At 38.8% G+C, this 21,253-nt stretch carries 17 protein-coding genes; 3 read left to right on the forward strand and 14 right to left on the reverse strand.

Annotated elements, in window-relative coordinates; all coding sequences use genetic code 11:
• Positions 1–5: 5 nt before the first annotated feature.
• The 6 genes from CWC11_RS08290 to CWC11_RS08315 form a co-directional block, all read right to left on the reverse strand.
• Positions 6–392 carry a hypothetical protein gene (locus CWC11_RS08290; protein WP_138682306.1) on the reverse strand — a complete coding sequence of 129 codons (387 nt, stop codon included), beginning with the start codon at positions 390–392 and terminating at the stop codon, positions 6–8.
• Positions 393–744: 352 nt separating this feature from the next.
• Positions 745–1,422 (reverse strand): tetratricopeptide repeat protein, encoded by a 678-nt coding sequence (locus tag CWC11_RS08295; RefSeq protein WP_138682307.1) that lies wholly within the window; start codon positions 1,420–1,422, stop codon positions 745–747.
• On the reverse strand, positions 1,419–3,338 hold the full coding sequence (locus CWC11_RS08300; RefSeq protein WP_138682308.1) for a pilus assembly protein N-terminal domain-containing protein: 1,920 nt from the start codon (positions 3,336–3,338) through the stop codon (positions 1,419–1,421). Before CWC11_RS08300 ends, CWC11_RS08295 begins: the two co-directional genes overlap by 4 nt.
• Positions 3,339–3,715: 377 nt before the next feature.
• Positions 3,716–4,288 carry a MiaE family protein gene (locus CWC11_RS08305; RefSeq protein WP_058550049.1) on the reverse strand — a complete coding sequence of 191 codons (573 nt, stop codon included), beginning with the start codon at positions 4,286–4,288 and terminating at the stop codon, positions 3,716–3,718.
• 75 nt (positions 4,289–4,363) lie between these two features.
• Complete coding sequence (locus CWC11_RS08310) at positions 4,364–4,993, reverse strand: sulfotransferase (protein WP_138682309.1); 630 nt, start codon at positions 4,991–4,993, stop codon at positions 4,364–4,366.
• Positions 4,994–5,368: an MAPEG family protein gene (locus CWC11_RS08315; protein ID WP_138682310.1), complete on the reverse strand. Its 375-nt coding sequence runs from the start codon at positions 5,366–5,368 to the stop codon at positions 4,994–4,996. It abuts the gene before it with no gap.
• A gap of 160 nt (positions 5,369–5,528) precedes the next feature.
• On the opposite strand from CWC11_RS08315, the gene CWC11_RS08320 reads away from it, so the two are divergent.
• Complete coding sequence (locus CWC11_RS08320; protein WP_138682311.1) at positions 5,529–6,881, forward strand: DUF2254 domain-containing protein; 1,353 nt, start codon at positions 5,529–5,531, stop codon at positions 6,879–6,881.
• 27 nt (positions 6,882–6,908) lie between these two features.
• Here CWC11_RS08320 and CWC11_RS08325 read toward each other — a convergent pair whose 3' ends face one another.
• The 3 genes from CWC11_RS08325 to ggt form a co-directional block, all read right to left on the reverse strand.
• Positions 6,909–7,637, reverse strand: a complete 729-nt coding sequence (locus CWC11_RS08325) for an SIMPL domain-containing protein (protein WP_138682312.1) — start codon at positions 7,635–7,637, stop codon at positions 6,909–6,911.
• 153 nt (positions 7,638–7,790) lie between these two features.
• The gene (locus CWC11_RS08330) at positions 7,791–9,485 is read right to left on the reverse strand and encodes an NAD-dependent malic enzyme (protein ID WP_058550054.1); all 1,695 of its coding nucleotides are present in this window, start codon (positions 9,483–9,485) and stop codon (positions 7,791–7,793) included.
• A 141-nt stretch (positions 9,486–9,626) separates the two neighbouring features.
• Entirely contained in the window at positions 9,627–11,402 is a 1,776-nt protein-coding gene (gene ggt, locus CWC11_RS08335; protein ID WP_138682313.1) for a gamma-glutamyltransferase, read from the reverse strand.
• Positions 11,403–11,499: 97 nt separating this feature from the next.
• Between ggt and rrtA the strand changes: the two genes are divergently transcribed.
• Positions 11,500–12,084 carry a rhombosortase gene (rrtA, locus tag CWC11_RS08340; protein ID WP_138682314.1) on the forward strand — a complete coding sequence of 195 codons (585 nt, stop codon included), beginning with the start codon at positions 11,500–11,502 and terminating at the stop codon, positions 12,082–12,084.
• A gap of 73 nt (positions 12,085–12,157) precedes the next feature.
• On the opposite strand, the gene CWC11_RS08345 is transcribed toward rrtA, so the two are convergent.
• The 5 genes from CWC11_RS08345 to CWC11_RS08365 form a co-directional block, all read right to left on the reverse strand.
• Positions 12,158–14,662, reverse strand: a complete 2,505-nt coding sequence (locus CWC11_RS08345; protein ID WP_138682315.1) for a S9 family peptidase — start codon at positions 14,660–14,662, stop codon at positions 12,158–12,160.
• 132 nt (positions 14,663–14,794) lie between these two features.
• Complete coding sequence (locus tag CWC11_RS08350) at positions 14,795–15,958, reverse strand: endonuclease/exonuclease/phosphatase family protein (protein WP_138682316.1); 1,164 nt, start codon at positions 15,956–15,958, stop codon at positions 14,795–14,797.
• Positions 15,959–16,070: 112 nt separating this feature from the next.
• The gene (locus CWC11_RS08355) at positions 16,071–17,222 is read right to left on the reverse strand and encodes a 5-(carboxyamino)imidazole ribonucleotide synthase (RefSeq protein WP_138682317.1); all 1,152 of its coding nucleotides are present in this window, start codon (positions 17,220–17,222) and stop codon (positions 16,071–16,073) included.
• A 2-nt stretch (positions 17,223–17,224) separates the two neighbouring features.
• Positions 17,225–17,707 carry a 5-(carboxyamino)imidazole ribonucleotide mutase gene (gene purE / locus CWC11_RS08360; RefSeq protein ID WP_058550060.1) on the reverse strand — a complete coding sequence of 161 codons (483 nt, stop codon included), beginning with the start codon at positions 17,705–17,707 and terminating at the stop codon, positions 17,225–17,227.
• 159 nt (positions 17,708–17,866) lie between these two features.
• The gene (locus CWC11_RS08365) at positions 17,867–19,456 is read right to left on the reverse strand and encodes an ABC-F family ATPase (RefSeq protein ID WP_104643645.1); all 1,590 of its coding nucleotides are present in this window, start codon (positions 19,454–19,456) and stop codon (positions 17,867–17,869) included.
• A 571-nt stretch (positions 19,457–20,027) separates the two neighbouring features.
• Between CWC11_RS08365 and CWC11_RS08370 the strand changes: the two genes are divergently transcribed.
• Complete coding sequence (locus tag CWC11_RS08370) at positions 20,028–21,236, forward strand: porin (protein WP_138682318.1); 1,209 nt, start codon at positions 20,028–20,030, stop codon at positions 21,234–21,236.
• Positions 21,237–21,253: the final 17 nt, after the last annotated feature.

Genomic DNA, 21,253 nt, shown 5'->3' on the forward strand with positions numbered 1-21,253 from the left:
TTCACTTAGTTACCTTGCGAACCACCTGCTGCTGTACGTGTTGCAGCATCGCCACTTGGCGTTGCACTAATAAGTGCTGCATTTTCACTGAAGTCTGATGCAACAAAAGTAAATGAGCTTTCATCACCGGCATATACATCAACCGAATCAACAAAACCAGAACCTGAGATTTCAGCAGTACCTTCGGCGTTAATCATGCCGTCAAATACATAACTTTGATCAAGCGAGCCGATTGCTTCGGCTACATCTTCTAGTTCGCTTGTTACCGAATCTCGTAGTGTAGACAAACCAATTACCAGTGCAGCTACCATAGAAGTAGATAGAATGATCAGCTCTGAAGTCAGTACAAAACCTTTTTGTTTTTTGCTGTTTAAGTTGTTAATTGTTTTCATCATGGTCACCTTTAAATTAGAAGAGCTCATGCTCGATATTAATATTGCGAGGACCGTGCCATTAAATAAAATAAATACAAATCAACCGCTTAACATTAAAATAAACCATATCCCTATCTAAATAACTCTTTTGCGTTGCAAAATGCAAATCATATAGTTAGTAGCAAAAAGTGACTTTAAGAGTTCCTTTATTTATTAGAGTTAGCTGGTCATTAAGCTACTTAACTTAGGCGTGGTATTTATGTGCTGCACAATGCATTTAAATGTATTAATAAGATAAGCGCTAAATGAAATTTAAAAAGAAGGGGCTATAACGATAGGGAGATGGAATATAAAAAAAGGCCTTTCGGCCTTAAGATAAACAGTTCCCTAAAATAGAGAGTTTAGTGTATTTTGCTTTTGCCTTTTTGTTATTAGGGTTTGCTTTAAGCGCCTGCTGGTAATAATTACAAGCATGAATATTGTTAGCGTTGGCCTCTTCTATTAACCCTTTATGATAATAATAAGTGGTGTTATCTAAGCCAAACTTAGCCGAGAGCTGTAAATAGTTAGATGCAATGGTATAACTCCCCTGAGCATAATGAATCGATGCCATTTGTAAATACGGTGAAGCCTCGGTACCAAATACATCCACACCATATTGGGCAATGCTTTTAGCTTTAGCTAAATTCCCTTGATCAATCGCAAGTGTTACACCCAGTGTAATAACATTCAATGGTGGATTGGCTTTATTGAGCAATGTGTTTATAACCTGCTGTGCTTGAGTGCTACGGCCACTTTTATAAAATGTGTATGCTGCAACTGAAAGTGTGGCTGTATTGTCTGGGTGAGCTAGCATTAGCTGATTTATATCGTGAACTAACGCTAAACAGTCACTTGCATTTACACCTTCACACGTTAAAGCTTGTGCATTTAAATTATATTTTTTCACTAACTCACTTAAAGCATTATAAGGGTTTACTGTAGGCTTATAATCAATATGAGCACACCCTGAGAGTGCTAAAACTAAAATTATATATATGTATTTCATAGTCCTTGCTCCTTAATGTAGCTAAGTAACTGAGTATCTATATCGGCTTGTTGCCATAATCGTAATGTATTAACTGGATCTCTTACTAAGTTAGGAGTTACAACAATAATTAACTCTCTGTTGTTTTCGCTTTTGCTGGTTGTTTCGCTTAGCTTTCCTAGCATGCTGTTTCCGTTACCATCAGGTACGAAATCATGGCTTGAATTACTATCAGTGCTAATTAAGCCCCCTATAATTAAAGGTTGGCCATCTTGTAATCGAGTTGAAGTTTGCATACTGCGGGTATTAAACGCACTGCTGTTTAAACTGCTGCCTGTGCTGTCGGCAATTTCTGCGGTAAGTGTTGTATCTGGTAATGATATAACGGGGTTTAGATCTAGAGTAATGCGGTCTTTGTCATCTACTAGTGCGCGCACATTCAACTCAACACCAAACGATTTAAATTCAGTGCCACTAAATACAGAGCCGCTACTACCTTGTTGCCCACTTGCTATACCTGATGGGCTGTAACTAGTTGGTACAGGCACTTCTCCGCCCACTTTAAATACAGCACTCTCACCAGCTAAAACCGTTATAGTAGGACGCGAAAGCGTACGCGATATACCTTCTTGCTCTAATAACGAGAACAACATATCAATGGCAAATTGTGAGGTAGAAAGCTGTAAGTTATTAGTTAATTGACCACCAATTAATTGCAAGGCATTTTCTATTGTTGCTGAACCTGACTCTCTACTTGCCATGCCGTCACGGCCAAATAAGCCTTCTTGCTTTTCGTACCCATTAGATAGAACGCTTATATCAGGTCGCCATTGTTTTAAACGACGTTGATTAACCTCATATAACTGCACAGATACACGAACTTGTGGTAAGTCCTCAACTTCAATACTTGAAAGTACTTTACCTCCAGCTACGCTAAGAAGCGTTGCTCTAGCAATGTTAGAGCTTACGTTACTTAGCGTAACACCAGAGGCCGCATCATTTAAAAGCCCGCCAGACTCATTAGCTAATACTTCAATGCTTGCGCTTTCATTTAAGCCTGCACCATTCATTAAATTATTAGGATCAAGCGGTGAGCCTTGAGTTTGCATTGCTTGCTCAGGTTCAAACAGCTTATTAATTGTATTAAGTAATCGTACTAGCTCTATTTGATTTTTAACCGAGCCCGAAAGTAAAAAAACATCACTTTCGTCATTTGAAAGTTCATCAACTGATATGCGCTTAACAGTAACTTTATCAGCACCCATTGATTTAATAACGTCGCTAATACGCTCCTCTTTAGGTTTTGGGGCTTGCGAAACTTTAATTAAATTTATGATAGCGACTTTGCTAGAGCTTTGTGATGCACCGCCATTTAAATTGCCCATTCCTTGCAGTCGCTGTGCTAAAGAATTAAACATGCCCTGATTAGGGTTTGAGGTAATAACAGGTTGCGATGCTTGAGAGCTACTAGCGTATAAGTAATTTTTAGCTGCTTCATAAGCCGCATGGCGATAATTAATTGTGGGTACTTCTCCGCGAAGTACGACGGCGTGCCTATCTGGGGCTATGGTTAATTTTACTGCGGGATGAATGTCGTTAAGGGCGTTTTCAAGTACACTGTAATCTTCAGTTACGCCAAGTAAAAACGTTTCTGAGCTTTTATCGTCATACCAAACCATCATTGAAGTGCGGCCAAGCTTTTTAGCTAAAATTAAAAGCTCGCGCCCATCTACTACATTAACATCAAGGGTTGTTTCATGCCCTAATGCAATGCGCGCAATATCACGGTTAAATACAAATCGTGTATGAGTCCACTTAACTAAATGAGATACTTTTTTTACGCGTTCACCATTAGCGTTTTCTATGTAAGCTAGATGGCTTTCATTGCCAAGCGCTGTAAATGGTATCAGTAGCAATATAAAAATAAATTTAAACATAAGCCTTTCCCTCAATTTGCCTGACTAATACCAATCCGCAATAATACTTAATCATTTTGCGGGGCTAAACGTGTCGCTACCTGCGTTAAAAAATTTTCATTTAGAACAACTAAATATCAAATTTTTTGCCTAGCTAACAACACGTTTTTCCATCCTCAAAATAGATCACTTAATTAAGCGGACTGGTATAACTAGTTAGCAAGTATGAGCCCAAGGAAATAAGCTTTATTTTTTAGTTGGTTAGATAAAAACTAAGAAAGGTTTTTGATTTTGATTCGCAAATTGCAAATCAACAATAATAGGTAAATAAATAGCGGTTCTAATAAAACAAAAAGCGCAGTAAAATACTGCGCTCATTTAATTAACTACTGTGTTAGTTAATGAAGTGCTGCTGTAAACGGTATACTTGCACAAATTTTAGCTTCAGCAACTAATAACTCTTCTAGCCTTACATCAACTTCTTCTTTATCAAAGTATTCGTAAGCAAGCTCAACAAATAAGTTTTTATGTTTTTCTTCTGACTTCGCAATCGCTACATAAAAGTCTTTTTCTTTACCCTCAGGGAGTGCTTGAGCTACAAGCGAAAAACGCTCATGTCCGCGGGCTTCAATAACACCGCCGACTAAAAGTCGGTCCATTAAAAAGCCATCGCGACCATGTCTAAACAAAGCACGAATTTGTTTGATGTACGGATCTTTTTTATCGTCGCCTAAGTTAGTATCGCGTTCAATAAGTAACTTAAGTACTTGTTTAAAATGTATTAACTCTTCAAGCGCTAAGTCGGTCATCGCTTTTACAAGTTTGCGTTTGTCTGGGTAATGCGAAAGCATAGACATAGCCATACCCGATGCTTTTTTTTCAGCAGCGGCATGGTCTTGCAAAAAAGTATTAAAGTCGGCTAAAACAACTTCGGTCCATTCAAATGGGGTTTGGTATTTTAATTCAAACATTTTCTGTACTACTTAAAAAATAATGCGGGGATTTTAGCGTATTTTGTAATAAAAATCTTGGTGCTGTTGGTAAAATTAAATCTGATAAGGCAAATGTTTATCTATACGTCCTTTCGCCGTCGACTCTACTTTTAAGGCGTGCTTTATATCATTCCAAGCAGTTACTTTTCCGCCCATATTCATTTTTTTAAAATCTGTTTTATCGCTTGTTAATTCTAAAAAATCACACAGTGCTTTGTAACTTGCAGGTTTAGCTATATCAATGGATAAAAAATCTTGCGGGCGGTTTTTAAAGTAACTTTGAGCTGATTCAAAATGGCTGGTGTAGCAATTTTCTAAATAACTATCATCGTTAATATTTTCAAGCGACATTTCACTAAAGGTATTTAAATAACAGCGCTTTATATGAATATTAAAACCACCATCGCCGCGCGTTAAATTAGTATACATACGCATTAAAAGCTGTTTAATAGAAGGCAACCACGCACTTAGTTCGCGTTCTAGGTAAATAAATTTAGAACCCGGATAGTACTTATCAAGTACCTGGTAGTCGTTAAATATGGGGGTGTCGGCAATCGCCGTAGCATTTTTAAAACAAGCTTGCGTGTAGGCAGTATGCGCTGTTGCAATGCCAAGCTCTAAAAACGCATGGCACACACTTGTCGTGCCAGTACGCGGAAGGCCAATTATAAATAGTTTATTCATTTAACTATTACGTGTAACAAGCAGTAAAAATGCGCTAATAACCATGACTAAAAATGTAACTACAGCACCTATTTGACGATACTTAAATCTTGCCTCTACTATGCCTAAATTATGAAACACGCGCCCTATTAGTAGCGCGGCGCCCAATATGTTGCAGTAATGACTAGCAAGGCCTTGATATTCTGCTAAAAAAAGCAAAATGATAGTAAAGGGTACATATTCCATAAAATTTGCATGAGCGCGAACTGCACGCTGTAATTTAGCGTTACCGTTATCACCAAGTGAAATTTGCTCTTTTTTACGCACTTTAATCACATTAAAGCTCAGGTAGATGTAATAAAACGCAAGTAAAGCAGCATAAGTTGAAATGATCACAGTGTATTCCTGTCATTTATTATTTGAATTTTACATTAGCCGTTAGGCTCGCAATTTTAGCGTGCAATAATAACATATAATTTGATAAGCATTATCAGAAGTTTAATGCTCAACTATGCTAATGTAGTTAAATAGTTTTTTAAGCTCACATAAGGATTTTATGTTTGTACCTCGTAAAGTAGCCGATAGTTATCGTGAAATGATAAACAGTATTGGTTTTTATCCCTCGTTATTTTCTATTGGTTTTTTACTGTTTGCCATTATTACTATGTCACTTGAATATGTAGCGCCGGTTGAACAAATAAAGTCATTTATTTCAGTGGTTTTAGTTGATAGCGCTGAAAATGCGCGCACCATTTTAAGTACTCTTGCGGGCAGTATTATATCGCTTACCGTATTTAGTTTTTCTATGGTTATGGTGGTTTTAAACTCCGCTAGTGCAAGTTTATCGCCACGTGTTGTGCCTGGACTTATTACCCGCAAATCTCACCAAATGGTGCTTGGCTTTTATTTAGGTAGCATAATTTACTCAATTATTATGCTTATCAATATTAATAAGCTTGAAGGTGGCGATACAGCAATACCCTCTTTAGGGGTTTTATTTGCGCTGGTATTTGGTTTGATATCGCTAGGGTTGTTTGTATTTTTTATTCACTCAATTTCTAAAGCAATACAGGTTGATAACGTATTAAATGGCTTGTTTAGACAAACTAAAACAGAGATAAAAAGCATACAAGCTAGGCAAGCAGAGTGTCCTTTTAATGACTTCCCAGATTTTACGCAGTGGCATTCAATTAAAAGTACAACAGAGGGTTATTACAAGGGCGTTCACACCGACAAACTTTGTGCGCTTTTAGAGCAAGAAAACATTCGTATTTATATCTCTGTAAATCAAGGTTACTTTACAGTTAAGGGTTATCCGTTTTTAAAATGCGATAAAGACATATCAGCCGATGAAGAGCTAATAGCTAAAATTTTAGACTGCTTTATTTTTTATATAGAAGAGTATATTAGCGATCATTATCGTTATGGTTTAACGCAAATTTCTGAAATAGCGGTTAAAGCAATGAGTCCAGGGATAAACGATCCGGGTACTGCGGTTAAATCTATTGATATGCTGAGTATTTTGCTTATTAAGCGCTTAGAGCTTAGTGACACAAATTACTCGTTTAAGCACAGCGATAACGATCCGCTACTATTTATACACGAAACAAGTTTTGATGAGCTATTACACGATAATTTTACGCCACTGCGTAATTACGCTAAAAGCGATGCCTATGTAATGACTAACGTGCTTGAAGCATTTAAAAACATTTTGTTTGTGGCTCATAACGATGAAGATGCGCGTAATAGTTTATTTAACTATTTAAACGCCATAGTAGATGACATTAATGAGCAAGTGACGAATGAGTACGACAGGCAAGAAATTAAAAATATGCTTAATTCAATAGCCCGAATAAGTGAGCAACAAGGTGAGGAATTAGTGGCGCGTTTTGAGCGCCACCAAGATTAATCACAGTTTTAGTGACTGTTCAGATAGTTACTCTATAAAGTAAACAGCATAGCTTGAAGCCGTCACTTTTATTTCACCAGCGTGGTAGGCATCGGGTACAAAGTTATCTGGTGCGCTATCTGCTTTCATCATTGTTTGCTCGGCGCGCATATAAGGCTGAGATGGCACATTCATTGGGCTAAGCGAAGCTGTATAAAGCCCTTTAAGCTGCACGCCGTAGTCTTCACTAAATTCTTTTGCCGCATCGCGGGCATCTTTAATAGCAAGCTTTTGCGCTTTTTTATGAAGCTCATTGTAATTACTAGCTAAAAATTGTGTTTGATTAATTTGGTTTATCCCGTTGTTTACTAAGCTTTGTAATAACTCTGGGTATTTTTTTATATCACTTAGTTTTAAAGTGAGTGTGCGCGATACTCTAAAGCCTTTAAAATCGTGTGTACCCGATGTGCGGTTATATTGGCTTTCACGATTTATTGAAATATGGCCTGCATTAATATCCCCTTCTTTTACTCCAACTTTTTTAACTAGCTTAATTGCTTTAGCCATTGCGGTATCTGTTTTGTTTTTAGCTGCAATAAGGTCTTTATCAATTTCAGTAATGCCAACACTTAGCTGAACATAATCAGGCATTGTAGTTAAGGTTGCTTCACCTTTAACATAAATATGAGGTGCGTCTGGTGTTGAGGCCGCAAGCGTATTAAAGCTAAAAGCAGTTAAAGCTAATGCACTGCCTAAAAAGAGTGTGAGTGATTTCATAGCGTTATCCATTGTATTTAATTAACTCTATTAAAGAGCCTACGTGGTTAACAATAAATGAACAAGCACAAAAAAACAGGCAATTGCCTGTTTTTTGTTATTGGCTGTAACTTAACGTACAGCCTTATTTACTTTAAATTACGAGTACCGTAATTAAACACTACAGCGTTTGTAATTACGGTATTTAGGTAACCAGTAATTTCTATCAATAGCAGCCCATAGCGCATCGTCAGATAACTCAAGTGCTACGCCCTCTTCTATCGCTTTTTTAGCAACAGCAAATGCAATACGTTTGCTTAGCGTTTCAATTTCTGTAAGTGCTGGTAGTAAGCTACCTTTACCTGTATTTGCACGAGGAGATGACTCCGCTAACATTTCACTAGATACACTTAGCATTGCATCAGTAATGCGCGTCGCTTTTACCGCTATTACACCTAAACCAATGCCAGGGAAAATATAACTATTGTTACACTGTGGAATTGGGAATTTTTCGCCATTGTATTCAACAGGATCAAACGGGCTACCCGTGGCTACTAGTGCTTTACCGTCTGTCCACTCAATTACATCGGCTGGGTGCGCTTCTACCTGCTTAGATGGATTACTTAATGGGAAAATAATAGGCTGTTCACAACTAGCGTGCATTGCACGAATTACTTGCTCAGTAAATAAACCAGGTTGGCCAGAAACACCAATTAAAATATCAGGTGCAGCACAGTGCATAACATCTAATAGTGATGCGTATTCACCGCTGTAAGTCCATTCGCTCAAGCTTGCTGTAGGCTGCGCTAGTGCTTGTTGAAAATCACGTAGACCTTCCATACCCTCAGATACAAGACCAAAACGGTCAACCATAAATACTTGGCTACGCGCTTGTGCTTCGCTTATACCTTCAAATACCATTTGGCTAATGATTTGTTCAGCAATACCACAACCTGCAGAGCCTGCGCCAACAAAAACAACCTTTTGCTGACTAAGCGTAGAGCCTTTAACACGACACGCTGCTAATAATGAGCCAACAGTTACTGCTGCGGTACCTTGAATGTCATCGTTAAAGCTACAAATTTCATCACGGTAGCGCTTTAGTAAAGGCATTGCATTTGGCTGTGCAAAATCTTCAAATTGAAGTAATACACTTGGCCAACGACGTTTAACTGCTTTAATAAATAAATCTAAAAACTCATCGTACTCGTCTTGCGCAATACGCTTATGGCGTGCGCCCATATACATTGGGTCGTTAAGTAGTTTTTCGTTATTGGTACCTACATCTAGCATTACAGGTAACGTGTAAGCTGGGCTAATACCGCCACAAGCTGTGTAAAGTGATAGTTTACCAATAGGAATACCCATGCCGCCAATACCCTGATCGCCTAAGCCTAAAATTCGCTCACCATCAGTTACCACTATTACTTTCACTTTACCTTTCGTCGCATTACGTAAAATGTCGTCAATTTGAAAGCGGTCTTCGTACGAAATAAACAAGCCACGGGCACTACGATAAATATCTGAGAATTTTTCACATGCATCGCCAACGGTTGGCGTGTAAATAATAGGCATCATTTCTTCAAGATGATCGCGTACTAATCGGTAGTACAATGTTTCGTTGTTATCTTGAATGGCACGCAGATAAATATGCTTATTTAAGTTTTCGGTAAAGCTAGAATACTGCTGATAACAACGCTCTACTTGTTCTTCAATAGTTTCAAAGCGTGGAGGAAGTAAACCAGCTAGATTGAAATTTTCGCGTTCTTTTTTACTAAAGGCACTGCCTTTGTTTAATAGCGGCGTTTCAATTAGGCCAGGGCCAGAGTGATGAATATATAAGTAATTAGGATCAGTATTAGTTGTCATATTTCCAGGCTTTAACGGAGTCTTAAGTTATGATCTGTCATTATCATTGTTAAAGGTTTAATTGCAATGACAATTAAGCTTGTCAGACCATTGAGAGAAACACATGCAGGCCTCACTGCCTGCATGTGCATTATACATAAATTAAAATTTGATAGTGGCGTTTTTGTCTGTTAAATCAGATAGCGCAACACCTTCTCTGCGTGGGTCGGCACCGCCAAATAAAGTATTATTTTTAACTTCAACTGCATGCAAACCTGAGTTTAAATCAAGCACGCGTACATTATGGCCGCGTTTTGTAAGTGCAGGCGCAATGGCTTCTAGGGCTGTGCCTTTTTCAAGGCTGGTGTAATCGTTACGATTAGTGGTGCGCGGCAAATTTATAGCCTCTTGCGCGGTTAGATCCCAATCAATAACGCCTACAACAACTTGGGCAACGTAATCTATGATACGGCTGCCACCAGGTGAGCCTACAACCAAACGTAAGCTGCCATCTTTATTAAATACCATTACCGGCGACATAGAGCTACGCGGGCGTTTACCTGCTTCTACACGGTTTGCTACCAACTTGCCATTTTTACGCGGAGAAAGTGAAAAGTCAGTTAGTTGGTTATTTAAAATAAAACCATTCACCATAACTGTAGAGCCAAATGCCATTTCAATTGAACTGGTCATTGAAACAGCGTTACCTTTCGCATCAACGATAGATACATGCGAAGTAGATGGAAGCTCATACGAGTCATCCATTGCGTAACTTAAATAACCAACAGGGTTTCCTGCTACTGCTTTTGTATCTTGCTCGGTTATTAGTTTGGCACGTGATGCAATGTAATCTTTGTTTAAAAGCTCTTTGGTAGGCACTTGAGTAAAATCAGGATCGCCCATGTACATATCACGATCGGCAAAAGCAATACGTGATGCTTGGCTAAAGTAATGAATCGCTTTTTCGCCGTTTGGTTTAAGCGCGCTCATGTCTTTGTGCTCTAAAAGTCCAAGCATTTGTAACACAGCTACACCACCGCTACTTGGTGGTGCCATTGAACATACGTTATATGCGCGGTATTCAATACACACGGCATCGCGTTCTTTACTTTTATACTCAGCTAGGTCTTGTACGCTAAGCTTACCAGGTGCAATTTTAGAGTGCTGAACAGCATTTACCATTTGCTTGGCGTTATCGCCTTTGTAAAATGCATCAATGCCTTGTTTAGCTATGTCTTTGTATAAATCAGCAAGTGGCTGATTTTTTTTAATAGTGCCTGCTTCAATCAATTTACCATTTGGGTAAAAGTATTCGTTGATAACTGGCATGCTAAGTACACCCGGGTTTAACTGACGCGCTAATAGGCCATGTAAACGGGGAGATACTTCAAAGCCTTGCTCTGCAAGTTCTATGGCGGGTTTAAAAAGCTCCTGCCAAGGTAATGTGCCATATTGCTTATGAGCATTGGCAAATGCATGCAAAATACCCGGTACACCAACAGAGCGACCACCTACTACGGCTTCAATCCATTTAACGGCTTTACCGTGCTTATCTAAAAACAGTGTTTCGTCTGCATTTGCGGGTGCAGTTTCACGGCCATCAAAGCTGGTCAGTTTATTGTTTGCTTTGTTGTAGTACATCATAAATGTACCGCCACCAATCCCCGACGACTGTGGTTCAACAAGTGTAAGTACAAGTTGAGTAGCAATAGCAGCATCAACTGCGCTACCACCTTTAGCTAAAATTTGTTGACCCGCTTTAGACGCATAGGGGTTTGCTGCCGCAACCATATACTTTTCACCAGTAACCAATTGCTTTTGTACAATGGCAGTAGTGGCTTCTGGTTCGCGTGTTTCGACTTGAGTTGGTTTGGCTATTGTTGGCAGTGTTACTGCACACAAGCCAATGGCAAATAATGAGTTAAGTTTAAAATGCATAAAAATACTAAAAACACTTAATTACGTAGTTGTATTTGGCATCTTAAAGTTAAACGGGCACAATATGCAAAAATTTTGACTAAAAAATTACAATAAAATGCTTAATTTACCTTTTCAACCTCGTTATTTATTACCGCCATTATTTTTGATGCTTTTTAGTACCATTTTTGCTGCATTTGATTTAAACAATTTACTTGAATTTAACCGTAACCTTGTTGAACAAGGTGAGGTATGGCGAATTTTTACCAGTCAGTTTGTACATGCTAATTGGGCTCATTTAAGCTTAAATTGCAGTGGTATATTTCTGATTTGGTTGCTGCACGGCGAATACACGACTCCTTCACGGTATACCGCTAATATCTGTTTACTGGCTCTTTGGTGTGGACTCGGTGTTTATTGGTTTTGCCCAAGCATTCATATCTATACAGGGCTCAGCGCCCTACTTCATGGTGTAATTATTTGGGGAGCTGTTAAAGATGTCACGTTAGGGCTTAAGTCGGGTTATTTGTTGTTTATAGGTGTATGGATAAAAATAGCGTTTGAGCAATTTAGCGGCCCAAATGCCGACATAGGCAAGTTAATTAACTCAACTGTTGCAATAGATGCGCATTTAATTGGTGCTGTAGGCGGTACATTACTTGGCATACCTTTGGCGATAAAATACTTAAAAAATAGCGATTAAGCTTTTCAATATTAATAAAAACGCCGCGTTAGTTAACGCGGCGTTTTTTATACTTCAATTTAAAAATTTAAGATTAAAGCGTTTCTTTAAATAGCTTATGAATGCGGCGGTATTCATCTAACCAGCTAGAAGGCTGCACAAAACCATGCGGTTCAACTGGGAAAATAGCTGTTTCAAAGTTTTGTTTTTTAAGCTCAATTAAGCGTTGTACTAAACGCACTGAGTCTTGAAAAAACACGTTATCATCAACCATAGGGGCGTTAATCAACAAGCGTTTGTTTAATCCCTCTGCGTAGTAAATTGGTGAGCTTCGCTCATAAGCAATAGGGTCTACATCCGGGTGATTCAAAATATTCGCTGTGTAACCTGTGTTGTAATGTGCCCAATCGGTAACTGGGCGAAGCGCCGCACCCGATTGAAACAACTCAGGTGCTGTAAACAATGCCATAAAGGTCATAAAGCCGCCGTATGACCCGCCATATGTACCTACCGCTTTGGTATCAACGTTCGCATTTTGCGCCATCCATTTAACACCATCGGCTAAATCTTGTGTTTCTGGTGTGCCCATTTGACGATAAATAGCAGTACGCCAATCACGGCCATACCCTTTAGATGCACGGTAATCCATGTCCATTACTATGTAGCCTTCATCAGCAAGTAACGAATGAAACATAAACTCACGAAAATACACTGAAAAACCCATATGAGAGTTTTGTAAATACCCAGCTCCGTGATTAAAAATAACCGCTTTACGTGTTTTACCCGTTTCGCCTTCTACGTAATCACTTGGGTAATACACTTTTGCATAAATAGGTTGATCAGTATGGCTCGATGGTACAGCAACAATTTTAGGTGCGGTTAGCTTTTTAGCTAAAAACTCATCAGAAACTGTATGTGTTAACTGCGTAGCAGTAGTATTTGCCTTAGCATCTGCAACGTACAATTCTGTTGGTTTCATTATGGTAGAGTGATTTAGAAGTAACTTGCTCTCATCTGGGCTTAGCGTGTAATCAGTCATACCGTTTAAATCGGTAACTTGCTCATTATTACCTGTTTGTGGATCAACACGATAAATTTCATAAAGGCCCGGGTGTTCAACATTAGCTTTATAGTAAATTGCGCTGTTGTCACTTGTTAGCGTTAAGTTTGATACTTCAAATTTACCTTGTGTTAGCGCCTTTGCTTTACCATTTAATGGCTTTTTATAAAGCTGGCTGTAGCCAGATTCTTCTGAAAGGTAATAAAGCGTATTTGAATTATGTAGCCAGCCAAAGTTATTAAATGCGTAAGCAATCCACGCGTCATCATGCAAGCGGTGTTGCGATACAAGTTTATTACTTTCAAAGTCTACCGTTGCTATCCAGCGGTCTTTGTTATCCCATGCTTCAAGCATAATAGCGACTTGCGAGCCATCATCGTTCCACACTATTGGGCTTTGCTCAAAACCCCAGTCCATAATTAAATTAATACCACGTGGTGTTTTTTCAGATTTATATGTTTTGCCATCACGTGCATAATTTTCTTTTTTAACTTTTTCTAAAACGTCTTCATCAAAACCCGGTAAAGTATTAAAACTAAGTGATGTTTGCTCTTTATCAGCTAAATTTATATAGACAAGCTTTGAGGTTTCTTCTTTAGCATCAGCTACTCGACGGCGTGCTTTTTTAGGCTCAATGGTTGCATCATCAGTGATGTAATTTGGCATAATATCGCCGTCACCACGCCAATCAGTTTGTTTTTGTACAACAACTAATAACACATCACCATTTGGCGAAAGCTGAGCCTCTGCAACTTTATTACCGTCACCTAAGTAGTAAGCCGTATTAGCAATTGAATCGTTTTGTTCATTAATTTGTTCATTACGTGCTTGCTTATCTTTTTTATTTTTTTGTTGAAGCGCCACAAATTTGATCAGTTTATGCTGCTCTTTAGCAATATAGGTGCTTGGCTCTTCAATGCCTTTAGGCTCATCAGCAAGTTTTAAGTTAGCAAGCTCAGTAGTTAAACCTGTTTTTAAATCAACCTTAAAAAACACATTACCTTGGCGGTAAACTAAATCACCATTATTTAAAAACTGGGGCTTAGATTCGCTAGCTGACGTGGCTGTAATTTGTTTAAGTTCACCCGTTTTTAGGTTTTTAACAAATACATTGCCTTTAAAAGTGTAAGCAGCAAGCGTTTTATTTTTTGAATAAACAGCTTTTGATGACCCAACCGTATGTAATTTATTAAGCGCTACTTGCTGCGCTGTTTGACTTGTAACTGATTGGCTATATACATCGCGAAGCGTACTACCTTGCTGTTTTTGAGCATAGATAATAGTAGAAGAATCAGCTGCCCAATAGGCATTTTCAGGCTTGTTACCCATCCAATCAGGATCGGCCATTGCTTGCTCAAGCGTTATATTTTGCGAGCCGATATCTGCTGGTGTGTTTACAACCGCAGCAACTTTAGTTGCTGGCAAAGCGCTTTGCTGTGAAGAGGAAGTATTAGCAGTTGCACTACAGCCGGCAAGCATAACACTTGAGGCGACGGCCAATGCCACTAACGTTTTAGATGAAGAAAGATTAAAAATCATAGTGCTTCTATACGGTTATTATAATTAAGCCGTATTTAAGCAGAAGCACTCAAGCTATTGCAATTTTTTAAGATAAATAGCCATTAAACAGGGTAAAGCTCAGTTTACTAGCGCCCCTTTATTTAGTGGACGCTATTCAACTATTAAATCAAGCCACACCAGTCGATGATCGCTTGAAGCGTTTCTGTCTTTAATTAAACGATATTCATCGCTGGTTTTAGTTGGCCAAAACACGCCACCGTCTTTAACTTTTAAGCCATAATTTGACGGTAGTACGTAATCAACACGCGCTTGCCAATTAGCACTGTAATTTTGTGCATAAGGCGCATCATACTGCTCTTTAGCGCCTTCACTTTTTGGAACAAATTGAGCGTTAATAAGCGGGTTTTTAAGTAGTTGATCGGTGGTATTTGTACGTGCTTTATCGCCCTCTGGTGCAGCATTTAAATCGCCTAAAATAACAAAACGAGAGTAAGTTTTTAAACCGCCCTTTTCGCCTTTATCATCGTAAATATACTTGGCATTTGAAACGTAATCACCAATTAGCCTTACTTCATCGTGATTACGCTTACCATTTCGGTCCTCGTCACCATCAAATACAGGCGGTGTTGGGTGAGATGCAATAACATGAATGGTTTTATCATTTACGTTAATAGGTAAATCCCAAAACGATTTAGAGCTTAGCCTAAGTGCTTGCCACTCGTTTTTGTTATACCAGTTCTCACCTGTTTTAGAATCTGTTGGCATTTGAGCGTCTGGCATGTCTTTATATTTAAAGGTTTGCAGCGTTCTTACTTTATCAAAATCGATAGGATATTTAGACAACACAGCCATGCCATAATGACCTTCAAAAAATCCAAAGCCTTGTGCATCAGCCATTATGCCAGTACTTTTACCATCGTTATCTAAATCAAAATGAGTGGCTAACCCTGTATTTACGGGGGCTATGAAACTGTATGGGAAATCAATAGCTTGCTGATTATTTTGGCTAACGTTTAAATAATGTTTTTTAAAATACTCAACGCCCTGCTCTTTAGGTATGTAGTCAAATTCGTTGAGTAAAATAATGTCTGGGCGTACACGCTGAATAATTTCAGCAATGTTTTTAATTTGCTGGTGGTTGGCTTTAAGTGCATTAACTAATGCATCACTTTTAATTTGCTCACCTTTTGGCGTGTGATTAGTTGCATCCATACTTACATTAAAGGTAGCAATACGAAGAGATTCCGATGCAAATGCATTTAAGCTAAATAATGAAGTAATGGCTAGAACGCCATATATTGTTTTTAGTTTCATTGTTTTAATTCACAAATTTAAAATTAGACTTTAACAGTATTGCATATTCAAAGCCCATTTTTATGACAAAAAAATACCGGCTTAAGCCGGTATTTATATAAAGGTATAATAACTATTCGCTGAGGACTAAATTGGCAGCTGCTTTTAAAATACCAGGATAATCTTGCTCAGGTAGATACTCTGTCAGTTCGCCAAGTTTGTCTGCAAGCTCACCAATATTAACCGCCGATACATTAATATGGCCCATTTTACGACCTGGCTTAGCTGTTTTACCATACCAGTGGCTCGTTACATCAACCGTTTTAAGTACATCACTTGGAATACTTGGCTGGCCTAACACGTTGATCATCGCTGTAATGTGTTTAAGTTCTGTATTACCAAGTGGCAGGCCTGCAACAGCACGCATATGGTTTTCAAACTGAGAACAGTGACAACCTTGTTGCGTCCAATGCCCTGAGTTATGAACTCGCGGCGCAATTTCATTAACTAATAATGTGCCTTGCACATCAAAAAACTCAATGGCTAACACACCTACATAATTTAGCTCATTCGCTATTTTAGTAAATGCCTCTATAGCTTGTTGTTCAACCTGATGATTATTTTTACCCGCAATAGAGAGCGTTAACACACCATTGGTGTGCTCGTTTTCAGTTAGCGGATAAATAGCGACATTACCGTGTTTATCACGCGCACCAATAATAGAAACTTCACGATCAAACGGGATCATTTTTTCAGCAATAATTGTATGCGGCGCATCTTCTGTGCCTGATGCTATAAAGTCAGCCATTTCTGACCAAATTTGTGCTATTTGATCATCAGATTTTAATCGCCATTGCCCTTTTCCGTCATAGCCTGCTTGGCATGTTTTAATAACCAGTGGCTTACCTAAGGTTTTAACGGCAAGTTCTAAATGCGCTTTTTCGGTAATTAGCTGATACGGCGCACAGGTTACATTTGTTTTATCAAGCAATGCTTTTTCAAGAGCACGGTCACCACCGGTTTTAATAGCGGCTTTTCCTGGGTAAAACTTATTACTGTTACAGCAAAGCGTGAGTACATCATCTGGAATGTGCTCAAATTCAGCGGTAATTGCATCAGCTGATTCAATAGCTTGTTCAAGCGTGGTTGTATACACTTCGCCAGTTAACGGGTGAACAATTTTTTGGGTGCCAACATCGTAAGCAACCACATTTAAATTAAGTGGTGCACCGGCTAAGCTCATCATACGTGCTAGCTGGCCTGCACCTAAAATTAAAATAGTCATTATTACTCTGCAGGGTTTGGATTAGCTAAAATAGTGTCGGTTTGTTCTTTACGAAATGCTTCAATTTTTGCAAAAATCTCTGGGTTTTGGCACCCTAAAATTTGAGCCGCTAATAAACCAGCATTTGCAGCGCCCGGCTCACCAATAGCCAATGTACCTACTGCTACGCCTTTTGGCATTTGGCAAATAGAAAGTAGCGAATCAACACCATTTAACGCTTTAGATTTAACTGGCACGCCCAGTACAGGAAGCGATGTAAAAGCAGCAGCCATACCCGGTAAATGCGCAGCGCCGCCAGCACCTGCAATAATTACTTTAATGCCTCTGTCGGCCGCTGAGCTTGCATAATCTGCAAGTAATTGAGGAGTTCTGTGGGCTGATACCACTTTGGTTTCGTACTCAATGCCAAATTTTTCTAGCATAAGTGCTGCGTGTTCCATGGTTGGCCAATCTGATTTAGAACCCATAATAATGCCAACAGTCATAAATACTCCTCAGTAATGTATTTTAAAATAGCGGACTTATGTCCGGTTTTAGGCGGGTATTATACCCAAAGTCACATTAATTGCGACTAATACAAAGTGCCAAAAACAAAAAAAGCCATGTTTTAAACATGGCTTTTAAAGTTTACGAGTTAAAAGAGCTTACGCTTCTTTACTCGCTAGGTATTCTGCGTAATTGCCTCTAAAGTCAATAATTTTGCCGTCTTTAACTTCCCATATGCGGGTCGCTACCGATGATACAAATTGACGATCGTGAGATACAAACAATAACGTACCTTCGTAAGCTTCAAGGGCTAAGTTAAGCGCCTCGATAGATTCCATATCCATGTGGTTAGTTGGCTCATCCATTAATAATATGTTTGGTTTATGCATCATAATTTTGCCAAACAACATACGGCCTTGCTCACCACCTGATATTACTTTAACTGACTTTTTAATATCGTTTTGGGAAAACAACATACGTCCTAAGAAACTACGAACAACTTGCTCGTCGTCGCCTTCTTGCTGCCATTGCTCCATCCACTCAAACAAATTCATGTCTGTTGCAAATTCGTCAGCATGATCTTGCGCGTAGTAGCCAATATTTGCGTTTTCAGACCATTTATACTCACCACCTTTAGGTGCTAAGCGCCCTGAAAGTGTATTAAGTAGGGTTGTTTTACCCACGCCGTTTTCACCAATTATGGCAATGCGCTCACCTACTTCTACTAAACCTTCAAGGCCTGAGAATAAGGTGTTGTCTTCAAAACCTTGGCTAAGGCTTGTCATTTCTAGCGCGTTACGGAATAACTGCTTTTCTTGTTCAAAACGAATAAACGGTGTTTGACGAGAAGATGCTTTTACTTCGTCTAACTGTATTTTGTCGATACGCTTAGCACGCGATGTTGCTTGCTTAGCTTTAGAAGCATTAGCCGAGAAACGCGATACAAACTGCTGAAGCTCAGCAATTTGGCTTTTCTTTTTGGCATTTTCGCTTAATAGGCGCTCACGTGCTTGCGTTGCTGCAAACATGTATTCGTCGTAGTTGCCTGGGTAAATGCGCAATTCACCGTAATCTATATCGGCCATATGCGTACACACTGAGTTTAAGAAGTGACGGTCATGCGAGATGATGATCATAGTACAATCACGCTGATTAAGTACATCTTCTAACCACTTGATAGTGTAAATATCCAAGTTATTTGTCGGCTCATCAAGTAGCATGATATCTGGGTCAGAAAACAGTACCTGTGCAAGTAACACTCGCAGTTTAAAACCCGGTGCAATTTCAGACATTGGGCCATAATGCTGCTCAGTAGCAATACCAACACCTAATAAAAGCTCACCTGCTTTAGACTCAGCAGAGTAACCGTCCATTTCAGCAAATTCAGTTTCAAGGTCGGCAACCTTCATACCGTCTTCTTCACTCATTTCTGGTAAAGAATAAATACGATCGCGCTCTTGTTTAATATCCCATAACTCTTTGTGACCCATGATCACAGTATCGATTACAGAGTATTCTTCGTAAGCAAACTGGTCTTGGTTTAGTTTAGCAACACGCTCATTTGGATCAGTGCTTACGTTACCCGAAGATGGCTCAAGTTCACCACTGAGTATTTTCATAAATGTTGATTTACCACAACCATTTGCGCCAATTAAACCGTAACGGTTTCCTTCGCCAAATTTTGCTGAAATATTTTCAAATAACGGTTTAGCACCAAATTGCATGGTGATGTTAGCTGTACTAATAATAGCGCTACCCTCCAAGGGAGACAGGATGTATTTAAATTGCGCGCAGTTTAAACCAAAATGGCCTATTTTTCTATGAAAGTTTAAAGGCACACGCACTTAACGGCTCGCAATATAAACCCGCTTTGGATTACTAATTATTATTCAATTTGAGTACATTAAAATTCATCGATAAACAATTTTACAATGCGTACTAAAATTTAGAGTAATTACTTTTAACGTGTTTGCGTGTTTATTTAACTCATTTATGTATATGCGATCATATAAAAAGGCTATATTTATGAAAATAAAGCATTTTAGAGCTTTTGCACTAGTCGTTGTTTTTTAAACAACATGAAAATAATTCAAATTAAAAAATTATCCCTCCGTTTTTTTATAACCCTTTTTACTTATTAGTTAACTGCAAAAACAAACCTCAGCAACACATAAAAAACAACGTTAACCTTAAGTGAATATTCATTAATTTTTACGCTCAAATTTATTGAGTATTTTTCACTTTTGAGCTGTTTATTGCTTTGCTAGTCTTCGAGCCTGAATTTTTACCTACGCACTATTTACACAGGGCACACACAAGATGAGCAAAAAACTAGCAACACTTATCAGCGCAAGTATTGTATTTGCACCGACAGTTTCTGCGGTTGAATTATACAAAGATGATAAAAACACAGTAAAAGTGGGCGGATATCTTGATGTACGTGTAATCAACACACAAAACGAAACCGAAGTAGTAAATGGCACGTCGCGTATTAACTTTGGGTTTACCCGCAAACTTAAAAAACAGTGGACGGCACTTGTCCTTGTAGAATGGGGTGTAAACCCTGTAGGTAGCAGCGATATTGTTTACAACAACCGCTTTGAATCAATTCAAGATGAGTTTTTATATAACCGCTTAGGTTATGCCGGCCTTTCGCACGAAAAATATGGCCAAATTACCATTGGTAAGCAATGGGGTGCATGGTACGACGTTGTTTATGGTACCAACAATAGCTTTGTATGGGATGGTAATGCTGCTGGTGTTTATACCTACAACAAAGACGATGGCGCAGTAAACGGCACTGGCCGTGGCGATAAACTTATTCAATATCGTAACAGCTACAACGACTTCAGTTTTACACTGCAAGCACAGCTTAAAAACAGCGAATTTTACACCTGCGATGTAAGCGATATAACTGAAGATGAATGCGAGACATTGTGGAACACTGGCGATAGCGCTGCACAAGAAGTTGAGTTTAATTACACCTTTGGTGCCTCGGTTACTTACACCCCTACTGACATGTTAACGCTTACAGCCGGTGTAAACCGAGGTGAGTTTGATTTAACTTACGGCGATGGCTCTACACAAAATGTTGAAGATTTAATATACGGTGCAGGCATTATGTGGGGCAGCGTAGATCAAAAAGGTCTTTATGTTGCCGCTAATATTAATAAAAACAAAAATCATGATACCGATAACCTTGGTCGCTTAATTAAAGACGCAATAGGTGTAGAAACATTTGCATCGTACCGCTTTGATAACGATTTTCGCCCTTTTATCGCTTACAACGTATTTGATGCAGGTGATGATTACGTAATTCAACCTAACTTTAATGCCGATCCGAACGATGTATTTAAACGTCAATTTGCTGTTATTGGCCTTCATTATTTATTTGACGAAGACACGATTGCGTATGTAGAGGCCCGTAAAGATTTTAGTGACTTTGAAAGCGACGATAAAGATCAGCAAGCCCAAATGGAACAGTCGGAAGATGACGGAATCGCATTTGGATTTAGATATAAGTTTTAATTTTTACCTTTAAAAGT

The sequence above is a fragment of the Pseudoalteromonas sp. S3178 genome (assembly GCF_005886985.1).
In the GTDB taxonomy this organism is placed as follows: domain Bacteria; phylum Pseudomonadota; class Gammaproteobacteria; order Enterobacterales; family Alteromonadaceae; genus Pseudoalteromonas; species Pseudoalteromonas carrageenovora.